Below are 15,509 nucleotides of genomic sequence, written 5' to 3' on the forward strand. Positions count from 1 at the left end.
CTTCCCCCCCTTCCACTATTTTAACTTTAATAGCAATTGTAATGCTTGTTTCATAAATGCATCTGTTGTTTCAAGCTTGTCATTTTCCTCAAGCTGTGGACGTATTTTTTCAAGTTCTTTTTCAGAATAACCAAGTGCCATTAACGCAAGAATAGCTTCTTCAAGCTCATGTTTAAATGGATTCACACCAAATAACGGCAGCTCATCCTCTGAACTAGGTAGCTCGATAGTCTCCATTAATCCACCAAGTTTACCTTTTAAATCTAGAATCATTTGACGGGCCGTTTTCTTGCCAACACCCGGGAATTTTACTAAAAACGATTCATCCTCTCGTTCAATGGCACCTATCACCTGTTGCGGGTTCCCAGTAGCTAAAATAGCTAACGCACCCTTTGGTCCAATTCCTGATACTAATATAAGCTTTCGAAACAGCTCTCGTTGGTCTAAATTTGGAAAGCCATATAACACTTGAGCATCCTCACGCACATGCAAATGTACAAAAATTTGCTGCTCAAGTGCAGATGTCCTAAACGCAAATGGATTAGGTGTATTGAGCTGCCAACCAATTCCTTGTTGTTCAAGCACAATATACTCAGGAGTAATACGCTTTATTTGTCCTTTTAAATAATCATACATTTTCTATAATCCCTCACAATCATCGTCTTCGATTATAGCATATAGCGAACGAATGCTCGACTATAAGAAAAAGCACAAGTAATCGTTCACACACAAAAATGACCGCCTAAAGACGGTCATTTCTTCATCATTCTATCAATATCGTACCACAGTTTTGGCCAATATGTGAGGGCACGTTTTGTAAACGGCACTAAATAATCTAAAAACACTAGCTGTTGATCTAATGGTAAATCCACTGCGAAAAGCCATTCACGTAAAAGCTCATTTGGATATTTTAAACGATGTAGCTTTCTTTTATCTAAACGGTTCAGCTCCGGTAACTCTGCAAATATTTTACTAAGGTCATAATCTACAGCTGGCAATACACGATGTAACCATAAAATATATTCATCATCCGCTTCTCCAAGATGAGCTAAATCAAAATCAATTAAACGCAATTCCCCATCTGAGCACCATAAAAAATTATGATGTACGACATCTCCATGTAAAAGCGTTATTTCTTTTTCGGGTACATCCTCCCGTGCGATTAACTGTAACGACTTCTCACTATAGTGTAAAATTTGATCGATTTCTTCTTTCGTTAAAAAAGCACGAAATTCATTCCGCCTGCTCTTAAAACGCATATGACGCATTTGCCATTTTAAAAGCTGTGAATAGGTATGCAAGCCCGGCATCCGCTGCCAAGCAATTTTCTTATGTGTATCATGTAAGGTATTTAATAACTTAAGTGATTCCATCCGATCTTTTTTATGTGCAAAATTTGCACTATGACTTCCTTCTTGCCAAACTTGCACGATTAAGTACTCATCATCACTTTTCATTAAAGGTAAAATCAGTGAGGGTTCAAGTCGTCCAAGCTGTCGATGGATAACCCTCACCTTATCTGCTATTTCTAACTGCTTTGCACGTTTCACAAAATAATTATTAGATTGATATTTATACTTCCAAATATTAGACTTTACTTCTTCAATGATATACGCTTTTTCACCATCGATAAGGCGTCATCCCGCCTGGGTACATGTGCGGTGACATCCATGGCCCTGATGAAGAATACGGCGTTGGGCACTGGGATGGACATGGCATTGGACATGGTGGTGGGCACGGTGGTGGACATGGCGGTTGGCATTGACATGAATCCATTTTCCAATTCGGCATCATGATTGGTTGTGCATTACAACCACAGGATTGCTTCATTTCCATCTCCTGCATAGGCTCATATCCAGGCTTCATAGGGAAGAATGGAGATGTACTAGATTCTAAGAAATCAGGCATTCCAGCAACTTTACTGCATGGCTCACATGATGGTTGCTCCGGCATCGTATATGCTTCTACTTGTTGTTCCATTGGCATTGGCATCGGCATCGGCATATGCCACCACATATGATGATGCACCGGCTGATGACAGCTTACACAATGAGGTACTACTGGCATATGTGGCATTGGTTGTGGCATTTGTGGCATGATATAAATCGGTTGTGGCATTGGTTGTGGCATTGGTTGTGGCGGTAGTTCCGGTTGTGCTACAGGCGGTGGTGGTTGAATTTGAACTGATGGCGGTATAACCATTTGAGTTTGTTCTACTTGTGGCATGACTACTTGTTGATGCCAATTAAGCTCTACAGGCTGTGGTACAAACGTCGGTTGCTGAGGCATTGGCATTGGATACGGAATTGGAATCATCTGTGGTTCTGGCATCGGTGGTGGTGGTGCAACAATAGGTGGTGGCATCGGTCTTTGCACCTCTTTTTTGATACTTTCTTTAACAGGCCTTGTAGGTGACTCCTTATGCATAGGTCTTTCCTTATGCCCTTCCCTATGCATATCCCAATTTGTATCTCTATTTCCTTCTCTATGCGGTTCTTTGTTTATTTTTTCAGGCAAAATAATTTCCATGCCCGGTACTATATAATCTGGGTTGGCAAGATGGGCATTGAGTCGTTTTAAATCTTCAAATGAAATACCATACTCTTTTGCAATCTTCCACAACGTATCTCCCTTTTGAACAATATGAATACGCAATTTTTTCCTCCCTTCCTCTCTACGTATCATATGTTCAATGTTTCATTTGGATACAAAAATTTCACGCATGTTGCAAAGGCTTCATGGTACACTAGTTTTAAGGAAAACGGCTTCCTTTATTACAGGCAGAGGTGATCTCTTATGAAAAAAATGTTAGGCGAAGAACGCCGACTGCAACTTCTCGCACAGCTAAAAAAAAGCAACACACCTATAACAGGGACGGACTTGGCGAAATTTGCTAACGTTTCTAGACAAGTCATTGTCAATGATATGACATTATTAAAGGCTAGAAATGAACCTATTATTGCAACTAGCCAAGGATATCTTTATATGCATCAGGAACAATTACATCAAACTGTTGAACGTACTATCCCTTGCTTCCATACCTCAGAGGATGCAGAAGATGAACTTATAACAATAGTTGATTGTGGCGGTACAGTAAAAAATGTTATTGTAGAACATCCTATTTACGGAGAAATTACTGCGTCTATTATGGTCTCTAACCGTCATGAAGTAAAAAAATTTATTCAACGTGTTACTGATACACAGGCAAGTTACTTATCCGAACTAACGGGTGGTACACATCTCCATGTTATTTCTGCGCCTTCTGTTGAAATTTTAGATTTAATTGAGCTTACCTTACACAAAAAAGGCTATTTAGTAGTTGATCAATAATCAATTTTTACTTAGCTGCTGGCTTTCACAAAGGCTAGCAGCTTTCTATTTTTATGAATTTAAATGATTTACTATCAGGTGTATTGATTAGCCATTTTTATACAGAATTAATTCAAAGAGGCTGATTTCCGCTACGAGCGACTCGATTACCCGCGAGAAGCTTTGCCCTGCGATGATAGTGAAGCAACAGGAGCACTCGAGTATCCCTACGCTACAATCAGTTAAAATGGAAATATATTAGCAACATAGTAACAAAAAAAGAGGCTGAGACAGAACTCGATTATTTTGAAAAATAGCGAAAATAGGTAATAACTTTTTCGCTTTAATGAGTAGAGTGTTCCTTCCTAAATCAAAAAAATGTTAGACCAATGCAATCGGTCTAACATTTTTTCTTTTTGTCCCAGCCTCTTCAAAGTTAGAGAAACCTTTTACGCTGTGAAGGCGTTGGCAATAAGCACATTTCTTTTTGACCGAAAAGGCGATACCGATTTTTTGCAAATATTCGATACATCATATTCCGTATAAATGATGGGATCAGGATGAAAACATAGAAGACTGGCCAGAAACTACCTAATCTCCGACAGATTTTAAGTGCAGCTGTAGATTCAAAATATGCCTTTCCATGTTCAAATAATATGACACTATCTATATTTTCAGGTACTTCGTATTGTGCAAGTAATGCCTGCCCTACATCACTTTGGATTGAGGCAAATTGAAAATAGGCTCCCTGATCATGTTTGATAATAAATTGCACACTACTGTCACAAAAATTGCATACTCCGTCAAACAAAATAATGCCGCCCACAATGATTCCTCCTAGCCACTTTGGTTACTCTTCTGACGTTAGATAAGTAAAGTATGTACCAAGTGACTTCACCTTGCAACCAAGTGCAGCTAGTTCTTCCATGGCCCCACGCATCATAGGCTCCTTTTCATCTGCCAATACATCAATCATAAAGAAATAATCACCTAAGCCCGTTTTTAATGGTCGTGATTCGATTTTACTTAAATTTAGCTGTCGCCATGCAAATACTGATAGTACTTGATGTAATGCCCCCGAACGGTCCGTTGGCAATGTTATCATGAAAGTTGTTTTTGCCTGTCCATCCGATAATTCTTGCGGTAATCGTATGTTTTGCTTAGATAATACGAAAAAACGAGTATGGTTAAAATGGAAATCATGAATATTATCTTGAACAATTTCTAAGCCATATTTTTCTGCCGCAGCTGCATTACCAACTGCCGCAATACATTCGCTTGGATTTTCGGATACATATTTTGCCGCTGCCGCTGTTGATGTCGTTTGATGTAACGGAACATGGCTGAATCGATAAAATAAGTATTTATGACATTGTGCTAGCGCATGTGGATGTGAGTAAACTCCATTAATTGATTCCCAATTGTTCTTCTGCTCTTGATTGACCATTAAATGCTGCTGTATTTTCAACTGAAGCTCCCCTGTAACATATAGTGTTGCCTCATGAAATAAATAATCGAGCGTTAAAGGAACGGAGCCTTCTAAAGCATTTTCCAACGGTACAACTGCTAAATCTACCTTCCCCTTTGCTACTGCCTCAATACATTCTGGAATTGTAGCACAAGGGACAAGCCACTCAGTTGGAAAGGTGGCTTTAGTCGCTAAGTATGTAAATGATGCTTCCGGCCCTAAATAGCCAATTCGTTTTTCCCATTGTTCTTTTGTCATGATATTTACCTCCCTCACTACAATTGTAGTATAAAGTTTGAGTTTAATTTACTGTGTGTAATATTTGCAAATAAAAGATTTAACATTTCTATTTTTCAGAAAATTAATTTTATGGTACTACATAGAATGTTAGGTACGTGCGAAGTTCTCAACACATGTCGGTGACTGCCCGACCCTTTATGAATGTTCTATCCGTCTCTTTGCTTGTTCTATACAACGACTTTTTTTACTCTTTAGTTATAGAATAAGGAGCTGTCCCATCAGACAGTATTACATCATGTGGGACTGCTCCTTTTTGAGCTTTATAACATATTTGCTAGTGCTTTTATAGTTGAATTCAATCTGCAAATTAAACACGGCTGTTTACATTTGTCAATAATTCAAGCTTGCTTATAAATTATGGTTTTAATTATTACTATCAACAGTTACTACAATGCACCAGAACTAATTACTTCCGCAGACTCTACAAAATCTAAACGTTTGAGTTGCTGTATTAAATCATCAAGTTCACATGTCATGCTAGTTACATCTAATGACAACGTAACATTGGCACGTCCTTGAATCGGTATAGTTTGATGGATAGTCAGTACATTGCAATGCGTAATTGTCACTGTTTCTAAAAGCTTTGCAAGTGTTCCTTTACGGTCCTGAAGCTGTAAAAAGACTGTTAAAATGCGTTCCTGCACAATTGAGTGAAAAGGAAATACAGCATCACGATATTTGTAAAACGCACTACGCGATAAATCCACCTGCTTTACCGCATCCCAAATGGAAGATACCGAACCACTTGACAGTAAGTGTTTCGCCTCCAAAGTTTTTTGCATAGCATCCGTTAAAACATCTTCACGAACTAAATAATATCGCTGATTCGCAACATTCTTCATACGCTTCCCCCTAAAACTCTTGTCTTAATCGACAAATTCAAATTCAAACTCTTGCAGACGAACTGTATCGCCATCTTGTGCTCCACGTTCGCGTAGTGCTTCATCCACGCCCATTGCACGCAATTGACGAGCAAAACGGCGAATACCATCTTCACGGCTGAAGTCAGTCATTTTAAATAGGCGTTCAATTGCGTAACCACTAATGATAAATGCACCATCATCATCACGAGTAATTTCGAAATCTTCACCTTTTCCTTCATGTTTATACATTACCGTTGCATCTGATTGCTCTTCTAAATCATCGTATAGAGGGAATTCAGGCGTTACTTCCAGTAAATCAGCAATGGCAAATAGTAACTCTTTTAAGCCTTGACGTGAAATTGCTGAAATCGGGAAAATTTGAATGTCTTCTCCCACTTTTTTGCGGAATTCCTCTAAGTTTTCTTCTGCTTCTGGCATATCCATTTTATTTGCCACAATAATTTGCGGACGCTCTGTTAAACGAAGATTATATTGTTTTAGCTCTTCATTAATCGTTAAATAATCCTCGTATGGATCTCGACCTTCCATCCCAGACATATCAATTACATGGACAATAACACGTGTACGCTCGATATGTCGTAAAAACTGATGGCCTAAGCCCACTCCTTCATGAGCTCCTTCAATAAGTCCAGGTAAATCTGCCATCGCAAAGCTACGATGATCATCCGTTTCAATCATCCCTAAATTTGGAACAATCGTTGTGAAATGATAAGCACCAATTTTTGGCTTAGCAGCAGAAACAACAGATAGAAGCGTTGATTTACCAACACTTGGGAAACCTACTAGTCCCACATCCGCTAAAACTTTTAACTCTAATATAACATTTAATTCTTGTCCTGGCTCACCTTTTTCAGAAAGTTCTGGAGCTGGATTTGCTGGTGTTGCAAAGCGGGAATTTCCTCGTCCACCTCGACCAGCTTTGGCAATTATAGCTGTTTGACCATGCTCGACTAAATCAGCAATTACGGCATTTGTTTCTTCATTGATAACAACTGTGCCTGGTGGTACTTTAACGATTAAATCCTCTGCACGTTTACCATGCATTCCTTTACTCATACCATGCTCACCACGGTCAGCCTTGAAGTGGCGTTTATAGCGAAAATCCATTAATGTTCGCAAACCCTCTTCAACTTGAAATACTACGTTACCACCGTGTCCACCGTCACCACCGGCTGGACCACCATTCGGTACATATTTTTCTCGGCGGAAGGCAACCATTCCGTCACCACCGTCGCCACCTTTTACATAAATCTTAACGTGATCGACAAACATTTAGTTCACTCCCTATTTGCATTCAATACATATTGCCAGCACGTATTCGTCTGTTCAATTGTTTGAATGTCTAATTGTTTCAAACCTTTTTCGGTGAATGCATCAGCACTCCATAGCCCATTTAGCGTGAATGTCACGGCAAATGTATGATCGTCAACACGTACATCGAGCGCTAAGCTCTGCTCTGTAAATGGATCTAATGTATCATAAACATGCATAACTGTTTTGTTTAAGTAATCTACAATTTCCGTATCAATATTATTTGTGACGGGCTTTTTTATCTCACCGCTAAGTTTCATTGGTAATGATTGATAGCGCCAGCCTGCTGTTTGCAGCCACTCGATTGTTTGCGGTAATTGTAGACGATTAAGGATAGAAAGTGCTTGTAATTGTTCCGAATAATTTTGAATAAGTTTTTTTGATTCATCAATTCTACCTAAATCTAAATTCATGCGAATAAGCTGGAGCTGATTCACATAATCATGATTTGCAAAACGTAATACTTCACTAATGGTTAGTGATTGATTGTTCATCCCATTCACTCCAATAAAGTTATCCTTACTAGTATAACAAGTTTTGCTGTATTTTTCCCTTAAATCTTTATCAATTATTCCTCGGTATAATTGTGTCCGAAATCGGCTTTGTGCTTAGGCCTGCAAATGTTTTATGTGCGAAAGCGTAGTGTTAACGTAGCGACAGCAACAAATGTTTTTTGTGCGAAAGCGTAGTGCTAACGTAGCGGCAGCAACAAATGTTTTTTGTGCGAAAGCGTAGTGCTAACGTAGCGGCAGCAACAAATGTTTTTTGTGCGAAAGCGTAGTGCTAACGCAGCGACAGCAACAAATGTTTTTTGTGCGAAAGCGTAGTGCTTAACGCAGCGGCAGCAACAAATGTTTTTTGTGCGAAAGCGTAGTGCTTAACGCAGCGACAGCAACAAATGTTTTTTGTGCGAAAGCGTAGTGCTAACGTAGCGACAGCAACAAATGTTTTTTGTGCGAAAGCGTAGTGCTTAACGCAGCGGCAGCAACAAATGTTTTTTGTGCGAAAGCGTAGTGCTAACGCAGCGGCAGCAACAAATGTTTTTTGTGCGAAAGCGTAGTGCTAACGCAGCGGCAGCAACAAATGTTTTTTGTGCGAAAGCGTAGTGCTAACGTAGCGGCAGCAACAAATGTTTTTTGTGCGAAAGCGTAGTGCTAACGTAGCGGCAGCAACAAATGTTTTTTGTGCGAAAGCGTAGTGCTAACGTAGCGGCAGCAACAAATGTTTTTTGTGCGAAAGCGTAGTGCTAACGTAGCGGCAGCAACAAATGTTTTTTGTGCGAAAGCGTAGTGCTAACGTAGCGGCAGCAACAAATGTTTTTTGTGCGAAAGCGTAGTGCTAACGCAGCGACAGCAACAAATGTTTTATGTGCGAAAGCGTAGTGTTAACGTAGCGACAGCAACAAATGTTTTTTGTGCGAAAGCGTAGTGCTAACTTTTTTGTCCGTTCGAAAGCGAAGCGACAGCAAAAGGGTTTTAACTGCGCGACAGCATAGCGGCAACACAGCATGATGTTGGTCACTCAGTCGTTGCCACAGGACGTAGCGTTCTTAGACTGAGTTCCATATTTCAGCGGATGTTTGGACGCCCACTGAACTAAGTTGAAATTTAGCCAAAAAAAGGACTGCAATAAATGCAGTCCTACGCTTTATGTTTATCTTTTTTAAAGATTAAGCTTCTTGTGATGCTGGGTAAACAGATACTTGTTTGCGATCGCGACCTAAGCGTTCGAATTTAACAACGCCGTCAACTTTAGCAAATAGTGTATCGTCACCACCACGACCTACGTTTGTACCTGGGTAAATTTTTGTACCGCGTTGACGGTAAAGAATTGAACCACCAGTTACGAATTGGCCATCAGCACGTTTAGCACCAAGTCGTTTTGACTCAGAGTCACGTCCGTTTTTAGTAGAACCTACCCCTTTTTTAGATGCGAAAAGTTGAAGGTCTAATGCTAATAATAATTTCATCGTGTTCCACCTCCTACTTGGTTGTAGTTGATTTGGATGTATTGTCCGTAATTTTGCACCATAGAATACACTTGGGCAGTCATTACTTGGACAATTAACTGTAGTTTTGCATCAATCTCAGGCTCTAAATCTGATGGTAAATCTACCTTAAGATAGCCTCCACCTTCAGCAGCTTGTTCGACTTCTGGCTGTAATTGTAATAGTGCATAAATAGCATTCACCGTACCTATGGCAATGGTAGATGCTCCTGCACATACTAAATCCTTACCAGATTCATCGTATTCAGCATGTCCTGAAAATTCGAATGCTGACACATGTCTATTTTCATCGTGATGAATCGTAACTTGTATCATTCGTTACACCTCACAATTAAGCGTTGATAGCTTCAACAACTAATTTTGTGTAAGGTTGACGGTGACCTTGTTTACGACGGTAGTTCTTTTTAGCTTTCAATTTGAAAACAACGATTTTTTTCGCACGGCCTTCTTTAACAACTTTAGCTGTTACAGTAGCGCCTTCTACGAATGGAGCTCCAACTTTAACGTTTTCGCCACCAACGAATAAAACTTTATCGAAAGTTACAACCTCGTCAGCTTCTACACCTAATTTTTCAACATAGATTTCTTGACCAGCTTCTACTTTGATTTGTTTACCACCAGTTTCAATAATTGCGTACATTTTACTGCACCTCCTCATAGACTCAGACTCGCCTGTTTATAAAGGTGATCATACGATACTTAAACCTTTCCAGTGCGGTTGTAGTAGCACAGGTGCTACAAACAATAACATTAAGATATTACCACACGATTTATTTTAAGTCAATCTATTCATTACATATTTCTCAAATGCTAAACGATATTTTCGATAATTCCATTCTTTTAACGCTTGAAGCCATATAAATAAACATAGAATTGCTAAAAAAATAGATTGTGGGAGGTAATATAAAGTTATCATGAGTAGTATAGTCGCAATTGCAAGAGATAGCCAGTAGTAATATTCAAATACCCGAACACTTGGAAAGACTAAAAATAAAGACGCTAAAAGTATTCTGCCACCGTCCAATGGAATAATCGGTAATACATTGATTGCTAATAGCACAAGTTGTGCATTGATGAGCTTTGCAGCAAGTAGTTCAGGCATAAAAAAAGCAAGGCCAATCCCTAATATTGTAGCGATTGGTCCCCCTAAGGCAATCCAAAGGAGTGACGTAGCTGGCACAACCGCTGGATTTTCAAATTCTATTTCCCCTCCATAAGGTGTTATAACGCATGATTTTACCTTAACACCACAAATCATTGCAGCTAACACATGACCTGCTTCATGCCATAGTAACGAAGATAAAATAATAGCATAATAAGCAATTTGACCACTAAAAATCATTATAAATACGAAAGGGATACATAGAAGATGCAGTTTAATTTTCATTGGACGCCGCTGTTTCAAGCCACTGTACAACCTGCTCTAAACTATAAGATGTCTTATCTTTTTCAATCGAGATATAGAGTTGTCCGGCCTCTTTCATGCCGATTAAATCATTTGCCTGTACTGTTGTATACGGCAGTTGCGCTAAACTATCAAGCATCCCATAGGAAACTGTGGTGCCATCATCATAGCTAATCGTCATTGTTTTACCAGTATATTTTGTATGACCAGTGAAAACAACAAGACCATTCTGCCCAGCATACACTGGAAGACCAGCATCATACTGCAATAAAAAGCCCTCCTTAAAAACTTGCGCATCGGCAAATGTTAATAGTTCAGTTTGCCCAACATCACTTGATACTAAAATGGTTTCCTCCTCTTTATTTAGCCAGCTTTGTCCGAGCTCGCTTAAATAAGTTAAATCTGCTGATGTTGTAACAAGTTTTCGCACAGGTGTTTCCAATATACCTTGATCCTCTAAACGAATTACAAGCATAATTGCAGCCACAAGTAATATTGTGACTAACCATCTCCATTTCTTAAACAAGCCCTCACCCTTTTTTCACACTATATGAGGCCGCATGTCCATTCATGCACAAGAAAAAAACCTTCTCGTACTAATGCACGAAAAGGTTTAAGATTATCTTGAAAATAACGCTTTAAGTTTTGAGAATACACCTCTATGTTCATCTTCAATTGACATAAGTGGCACAGATTCCCCAAGTATTCGACGGGCAATATTACGATAGCCTAGAGAGGCTTTGTTAGTTGGATCCATCACTACAGGTTCACCTTTATTGGAAGACGAAATAACCCCTTCACTATCTACAATTATCCCTAATAGATCGATAGACAAATGTGTTGTAATTTCATTCACATCCAAAGTATCGCCGCTTCTCATCATATGTTGGCGAATACGGTTAATAATTAGTTTAGGAGCCGTGATTTCTTCCTGTTCAAGCAAGCCAATAATTCGATCTGCATCACGTACAGCAGAGATTTCTGGTGTTGTTACGACAATTGCATGATCTGCACCAGCAACAGCATTACGATAGCCTTGTTCAATGCCTGCTGGACAGTCTATTAAGACATAATCATAGTCTCGTTTTAATTCCTCTACTAAGCTCTTCATTTGCTCAGGATTAACAGCATTTTTATCTGTCGTTTGAGCAGCAGGTAATAAAAATAGTTTCTCATCTACACGTTTATCTTTTATTAACGCTTGATGAATCTTACAGCGCCCTTCAATAACATCTACTAAATCATAAATAATACGATTTTCAAGGCCTAAAATTACGTCTAAATTACGTAGACCAATATCCGTATCTACTAGACATATTTTTTTACCCTGTAGAGCCAATGCAGTCCCAAGGTTAGCCGCGGTCGTTGTTTTTCCGACACCGCCTTTACCTGAAGTTATGACGATTGCTTCTCCCACACTAGCTTCCTCCCTTAGACACATTTAACAATGGTCGAATATTTTTTAACGCGTGAATTTGATCATACGTAATGCGCCCATCATAGCCGATAAATGCACAAGTCATCTCTTCCTGATTTTTTGCTTTTACATGTTCGTCTGACATTACCTGAACCTGATCAGCAATCATGATATGTGTAGCTTCAAGGCGAGATGCTGCAATAATCGCTTCTTTATTACCATGAACCCCAGCATGTGCAATCCCTTTGAGTTTACCTAGGACATACACATTGCCACCAGCTTCTACACGTCCATTCGGATTGACATTCCCGACGATAATAATATCGCCTGGCGAACGCAGAATTTGACCAGATCTGACCACACCTAAATATGTATCTTGTTGACTTTCAATCCTTTTCTGGTCGCTCTCATGGACAGTCAGTACTTCACTTTGCACCTTTGAGACGATTAATTGCTCTGTTTCTTGAACAATTTTAATAAGCTCTTTGATTTGTTCATCAGAACAGTATCGATAACCTAAATATAATTGTACATCTACTTTGCTATCGATACCGCTTTCTGAAACTTTCTTTTTAAGCTCTTCTACTAAATCGACATACGCGCATTGATCGTCTAAATGAAGAACAAATCCATCCTTTGTTCCCTTCATATTAACCAACTGTTTTTTCATGAATGCCTCACCCCACGTTGCTCTTTGTTAAGAAACTTCACGTGCTCTCTGTAAGACACGCGCATTAATTAGATATTTGAAGGCCCAACCAAGAATCATTAAAAATAGTGCATTAGCAATGATCGTTGGTAATAGTCGTGAACGTAAGAAATCCGATAATGGGATCGATGTAAAGTCGATAAGATAGAAGAATTGATAGAGTATAAATTCTAAAATCGCTACTAAAACAACTGAAATCGTCGTTGTCACAACTAAGTGCTGATGAATAATTTTCACAATAGACCCTGCTAAAAAACAAATAAGCGGAAACAGTACTGAATATAATCCAATAATATCAATGTAAAAGACATCATACAAGACACCAAAAAAAAGTCCATACATTACCGCTCTCTGACGGCTGTAATAGATGGAAATAAATATTAAATATAAGATTAAAAATCTTGGCACTAAATAATAGATTTGTCCTTTGATTTCAATGGGTGAAAGCATAGCAAACTCTGGTTCTAGTAAAAATAGTAAAACCGCCACAGAGGGGATGAGAAATCGAACCATTATTTTTCCTCCTCTTTACTCGCCTCTGGTGGATGTGTTAAATCCTCGTTCGTTGCACTACCATCAGATCCATCTACCACAGTAGTGGAGCGTTTAGCAATAACAACATAGTCTAAAATTGAAAAATCTGCAGATGGTTTTACATAGGCCATTTTTGTTAAGCCAAAATCATCTGTACTTACTTCAGTAATTTCTCCGATTGGCACATTCTTTGGGAAAATACCCCCAAGTCCTGATGAAACTACTTGCTGACCTTTTTTAACTGGTAAACTTGAATCGATTCGCTTCATAATGAGTTCATTACGTTCTTTATCAAAGCCCTCAATTAAACCGTATGCTTCAGTCTCTCCTAAAACCATCGCAGAAACACGATAATTTGGATTACTTGTATATAAAAGCTCTACCTCAGAAGTGAAAGGTGTCACTACTGTAACTTTACCGACTAACCCTTTCGCTGTCATAACTGCCATATTTTTTTCTACACCGTGTGAAGAACCTTTATCTAAAATAATTTTTTCTTCCCACTGGTCAGGATTTCTAGCAATAACTGTGGCATGAATCGGATTAAATTCTTTTAAGCTCTCTGATTTGTCGAGAAGCTCACGAAGCTTTTTATTATCTGATTTTAATTCCGTAGCCTCAGCTTGTACAGCTGCAAATTCTTCTAAGCGTGCTTTTAAACGTTTATTTTCTTCGTACGTGTTTAAGAGGGAATCAATATTATTAAAAACACCTGCAATATAATTCGCCGGCTTCGCAACAATAGATTGTGCGACGCCGACAGTATCTTTAATAATTTGCTCTGGTAAAGTTGCATTCGTCCGATCACGTAATGAGAAGCTAATCAATGCCACAAGAAAAACCATGCCTACAAGCAGCAAAATTAATTTCTTATTGAAAAAAAAATGTGGCATTGCCTAAACCTCCTTACCCTTTAACTTGTTGTGAACGGATTAAATCAATATGTTCTAGAGCCTTACCTGTACCAATAGCAACACAGTCCAGTGGATCTTCTGCGATAAATACTGGCATATTCGTTTCTTGGCTAATAACTTTGTCTAAATTTGTTAATAGCGCACCACCACCTGTTAAAACAATTCCGCGTTCCATTACGTCTGCAGATAATTCAGGAGGTGTTTGTTCAAGTGTTTTGCGAACGCCATCAATAATTGATGATACCGCTTCACGTAAAGATTCAGAGATTTCTTGTGAAGAAATTTCGATTGTTTTAGGTAAACCTGTTAAAAGATCGCGTCCTCTAATGTCCATTCTACTTTCTGGACCCTCAGCCAACGCTGTACCAATTTCCATTTTCACTGCTTCTGCAGTACGTTCACCAATTGTTAAATTATATGTTTTACGAATATACGAAATGATGGATTGGTCCATTGCATCCCCGCCAACACGCACGGATTCACTTGTTACAATACCACCTAATGATATAACAGCTACCTCTGTTGTACCACCACCGATATCAACGACCATTGACCCTGTTGGATCCCAAACTGGTAAGTTAGAACCGATTGCTGCTGCAAATGGCTCTTCAATTGTAAATGCTTCTTTAGCTCCTGCTTGGCGAGCAGCATCAATAACCGCACGTTGTTCAACCGATGTAATACCATAAGGCACACAAATCATAACATTCGGCTTTTTCCAATTTCCACCAGAATTTTTACAAGCTTCTTTTAAATAGTATCCTATCATTGCTGTAGTAATATCAAAGTCAGCAATAACGCCATCTTTCATAGGACGGATTGCTACGATTGAACCAGGTGTACGACCAATCATATTTTTGGCATCATTACCAACTGCAACGATATCTCCAGTTTTTGTATTTTTCGCTACGACTGAAGGTTCGCGTAAAACGATTCCCTTCCCTTTAATAAACACTAATGTATTCGCTGTGCCGAGGTCAATCCCGACATCTTTACTTCCTAATCCAAACAATTTGTGTACTCCCTTTCTATTTAAGCCATACTTTCGTTGACATCATCTACACTCCTGCGCGTGAAAAAACTACACACTCAATCATCTCACACCTGTTGAAGTGAGAGGCTTCTTCTGAATAAAGATAAAATCATACCGTTCATTATAACGGATAAACGCAAGAATTTATAGTGCTACATGCTCTTCTCGCGGAAAAGATACTATTTTAATTCCCTCCTAAACTAAAAATAGTACGTATA

General features: G+C 39.0%; 19 protein-coding genes and 1 other annotated feature. Of the genes, 1 reads left to right on the top strand and 18 read right to left on the bottom strand.

Going from position 1 to position 15,509, the window contains the following annotated elements:
- Positions 1-15: 15 nt before the first annotated feature.
- The 3 genes from ruvA to AB9L17_RS17590 form a co-directional block, all read right to left on the bottom strand.
- Positions 16-636 (bottom strand): Holliday junction branch migration protein RuvA, encoded by a 621-nt coding sequence (ruvA, locus tag AB9L17_RS17580; RefSeq protein WP_068983756.1) that lies wholly within the window; start codon positions 634-636, stop codon positions 16-18.
- 116 nt (positions 637-752) lie between these two features.
- A complete protein-coding gene (locus AB9L17_RS17585) occupies positions 753-1,550 on the bottom strand; it encodes a phosphotransferase (protein ID WP_068983757.1) in 798 nt (265 codons plus the stop codon).
- A gap of 70 nt (positions 1,551-1,620) precedes the next feature.
- Positions 1,621-2,655 (bottom strand): LysM peptidoglycan-binding domain-containing protein, encoded by a 1,035-nt coding sequence (locus tag AB9L17_RS17590; RefSeq protein ID WP_375199540.1) that lies wholly within the window; start codon positions 2,653-2,655, stop codon positions 1,621-1,623.
- A 141-nt stretch (positions 2,656-2,796) separates the two neighbouring features.
- Here AB9L17_RS17590 and AB9L17_RS17595 point away from each other — a divergent pair, with 141 nt between their 5' ends.
- Positions 2,797-3,330, top strand: a complete 534-nt coding sequence (locus tag AB9L17_RS17595; RefSeq protein WP_068983759.1) for a transcription repressor NadR — start codon at positions 2,797-2,799, stop codon at positions 3,328-3,330.
- 415 nt (positions 3,331-3,745) lie between these two features.
- On the opposite strand, the gene AB9L17_RS17600 is transcribed toward AB9L17_RS17595, so the two are convergent.
- The 15 genes from AB9L17_RS17600 to AB9L17_RS17670 all read right to left on the bottom strand — a co-directional run bounded on the left by AB9L17_RS17600 (position 3,746) and on the right by AB9L17_RS17670 (position 15,270).
- Positions 3,746-4,135: a thiol-disulfide oxidoreductase DCC family protein gene (locus AB9L17_RS17600; RefSeq protein WP_375199541.1), complete on the bottom strand. Its 390-nt coding sequence runs from the start codon at positions 4,133-4,135 to the stop codon at positions 3,746-3,748.
- 24 nt (positions 4,136-4,159) lie between these two features.
- Positions 4,160-5,035, bottom strand: coding sequence for a prephenate dehydratase (gene pheA, locus AB9L17_RS17605; protein WP_068983761.1), 876 nt, complete (start codon positions 5,033-5,035; stop codon positions 4,160-4,162).
- A 428-nt stretch (positions 5,036-5,463) separates the two neighbouring features.
- Positions 5,464-5,919, bottom strand: a complete 456-nt coding sequence (locus AB9L17_RS17610; protein WP_053484814.1) for an ACT domain-containing protein — start codon at positions 5,917-5,919, stop codon at positions 5,464-5,466.
- Positions 5,920-5,943: 24 nt separating this feature from the next.
- Complete coding sequence (obgE, locus tag AB9L17_RS17615; protein ID WP_068983762.1) at positions 5,944-7,233, bottom strand: GTPase ObgE; 1,290 nt, start codon at positions 7,231-7,233, stop codon at positions 5,944-5,946.
- Between the two features lie 5 nt (positions 7,234-7,238).
- Positions 7,239-7,766 carry a Spo0B domain-containing protein gene (locus AB9L17_RS17620; protein ID WP_068983763.1) on the bottom strand — a complete coding sequence of 176 codons (528 nt, stop codon included), beginning with the start codon at positions 7,764-7,766 and terminating at the stop codon, positions 7,239-7,241.
- 1,175 nt (positions 7,767-8,941) lie between these two features.
- A complete protein-coding gene (gene rpmA, locus AB9L17_RS17625) occupies positions 8,942-9,241 on the bottom strand; it encodes a 50S ribosomal protein L27 (protein ID WP_053484817.1) in 300 nt (99 codons plus the stop codon).
- On the bottom strand, positions 9,238-9,594 hold the full coding sequence (locus AB9L17_RS17630) for a ribosomal-processing cysteine protease Prp (protein ID WP_068983764.1): 357 nt from the start codon (positions 9,592-9,594) through the stop codon (positions 9,238-9,240). Before AB9L17_RS17630 ends, rpmA begins: the two co-directional genes overlap by 4 nt.
- Positions 9,595-9,610: 16 nt before the next feature.
- A complete protein-coding gene (rplU, locus tag AB9L17_RS17635; protein WP_036124117.1) occupies positions 9,611-9,919 on the bottom strand; it encodes a 50S ribosomal protein L21 in 309 nt (102 codons plus the stop codon).
- Positions 9,920-9,933: 14 nt separating this feature from the next.
- Positions 9,934-10,009, bottom strand: a sequence feature (ribosomal protein L21 leader region).
- A 45-nt stretch (positions 10,010-10,054) separates the two neighbouring features.
- Entirely contained in the window at positions 10,055-10,684 is a 630-nt protein-coding gene (locus AB9L17_RS17640) for a stage IV sporulation protein FB (protein ID WP_254660125.1), read from the bottom strand.
- The gene (locus AB9L17_RS17645) at positions 10,656-11,210 is read right to left on the bottom strand and encodes a M23 family metallopeptidase (protein ID WP_068983766.1); all 555 of its coding nucleotides are present in this window, start codon (positions 11,208-11,210) and stop codon (positions 10,656-10,658) included. The genes AB9L17_RS17640 and AB9L17_RS17645 overlap by 29 nt, the downstream gene beginning before the upstream one ends.
- Before the next feature lie 93 nt (positions 11,211-11,303).
- A complete protein-coding gene (gene minD, locus AB9L17_RS17650; protein ID WP_068983767.1) occupies positions 11,304-12,101 on the bottom strand; it encodes a septum site-determining protein MinD in 798 nt (265 codons plus the stop codon).
- Position 12,102: 1 nt separating this feature from the next.
- Positions 12,103-12,771 carry a septum site-determining protein MinC gene (gene minC / locus AB9L17_RS17655; protein WP_223553552.1) on the bottom strand — a complete coding sequence of 223 codons (669 nt, stop codon included), beginning with the start codon at positions 12,769-12,771 and terminating at the stop codon, positions 12,103-12,105.
- 27 nt (positions 12,772-12,798) lie between these two features.
- On the bottom strand, positions 12,799-13,323 hold the full coding sequence (gene mreD, locus AB9L17_RS17660) for a rod shape-determining protein MreD (RefSeq protein WP_068983769.1): 525 nt from the start codon (positions 13,321-13,323) through the stop codon (positions 12,799-12,801).
- Positions 13,323-14,237, bottom strand: coding sequence for a rod shape-determining protein MreC (gene mreC / locus AB9L17_RS17665; RefSeq protein ID WP_068983770.1), 915 nt, complete (start codon positions 14,235-14,237; stop codon positions 13,323-13,325). The genes mreD and mreC overlap by 1 nt, the downstream gene beginning before the upstream one ends.
- Before the next feature lie 13 nt (positions 14,238-14,250).
- Positions 14,251-15,270 (bottom strand): rod shape-determining protein, encoded by a 1,020-nt coding sequence (locus AB9L17_RS17670; protein WP_068983771.1) that lies wholly within the window; start codon positions 15,268-15,270, stop codon positions 14,251-14,253.
- Between the last annotated feature and the right edge of the window lie 239 nt (positions 15,271-15,509).

The sequence above is a fragment of the Lysinibacillus sp. RS11 genome, assembly GCF_042019215.1.
In the GTDB taxonomy this organism is placed as follows: Bacteria; Bacillota; Bacilli; order Bacillales_A; family Planococcaceae; genus Lysinibacillus; species Lysinibacillus xylanilyticus_A.

What these genes read in the sequence shown, in the direction of transcription:
- ruvA (WP_068983756.1), bottom strand. Translation starts at nt 636, where the DNA reads ATGTATGATTATTTAAAAGGACAAATAAAGCGTATTACTCCTGAGTAT.
- AB9L17_RS17595 (WP_068983759.1), top strand. Translation starts at nt 2,797, where the DNA reads ATGAAAAAAATGTTAGGCGAAGAACGCCGACTGCAACTTCTCGCACAG.
- pheA (WP_068983761.1), bottom strand. Translation starts at nt 5,035, where the DNA reads ATGACAAAAGAACAATGGGAAAAACGAATTGGCTATTTAGGGCCGGAA.
- AB9L17_RS17610 (WP_053484814.1), bottom strand. Translation starts at nt 5,919, where the DNA reads ATGAAGAATGTTGCGAATCAGCGATATTATTTAGTTCGTGAAGATGTT.
- obgE (WP_068983762.1), bottom strand. Translation starts at nt 7,233, where the DNA reads ATGTTTGTCGATCACGTTAAGATTTATGTAAAAGGTGGCGACGGTGGT.
- AB9L17_RS17620 (WP_068983763.1), bottom strand. Translation starts at nt 7,766, where the DNA reads ATGAACAATCAATCACTAACCATTAGTGAAGTATTACGTTTTGCAAAT.
- rpmA (WP_053484817.1), bottom strand. Translation starts at nt 9,241, where the DNA reads ATGAAATTATTATTAGCATTAGACCTTCAACTTTTCGCATCTAAAAAA.
- AB9L17_RS17630 (WP_068983764.1), bottom strand. Translation starts at nt 9,594, where the DNA reads ATGATACAAGTTACGATTCATCACGATGAAAATAGACATGTGTCAGCA.
- rplU (WP_036124117.1), bottom strand. Translation starts at nt 9,919, where the DNA reads ATGTACGCAATTATTGAAACTGGTGGTAAACAAATCAAAGTAGAAGCT.
- minC (WP_223553552.1), bottom strand. Translation starts at nt 12,771, where the DNA reads ATGAAAAAACAGTTGGTTAATATGAAGGGAACAAAGGATGGATTTGTT.
- mreD (WP_068983769.1), bottom strand. Translation starts at nt 13,323, where the DNA reads ATGGTTCGATTTCTCATCCCCTCTGTGGCGGTTTTACTATTTTTACTA.
- mreC (WP_068983770.1), bottom strand. Translation starts at nt 14,237, where the DNA reads ATGCCACATTTTTTTTTCAATAAGAAATTAATTTTGCTGCTTGTAGGC.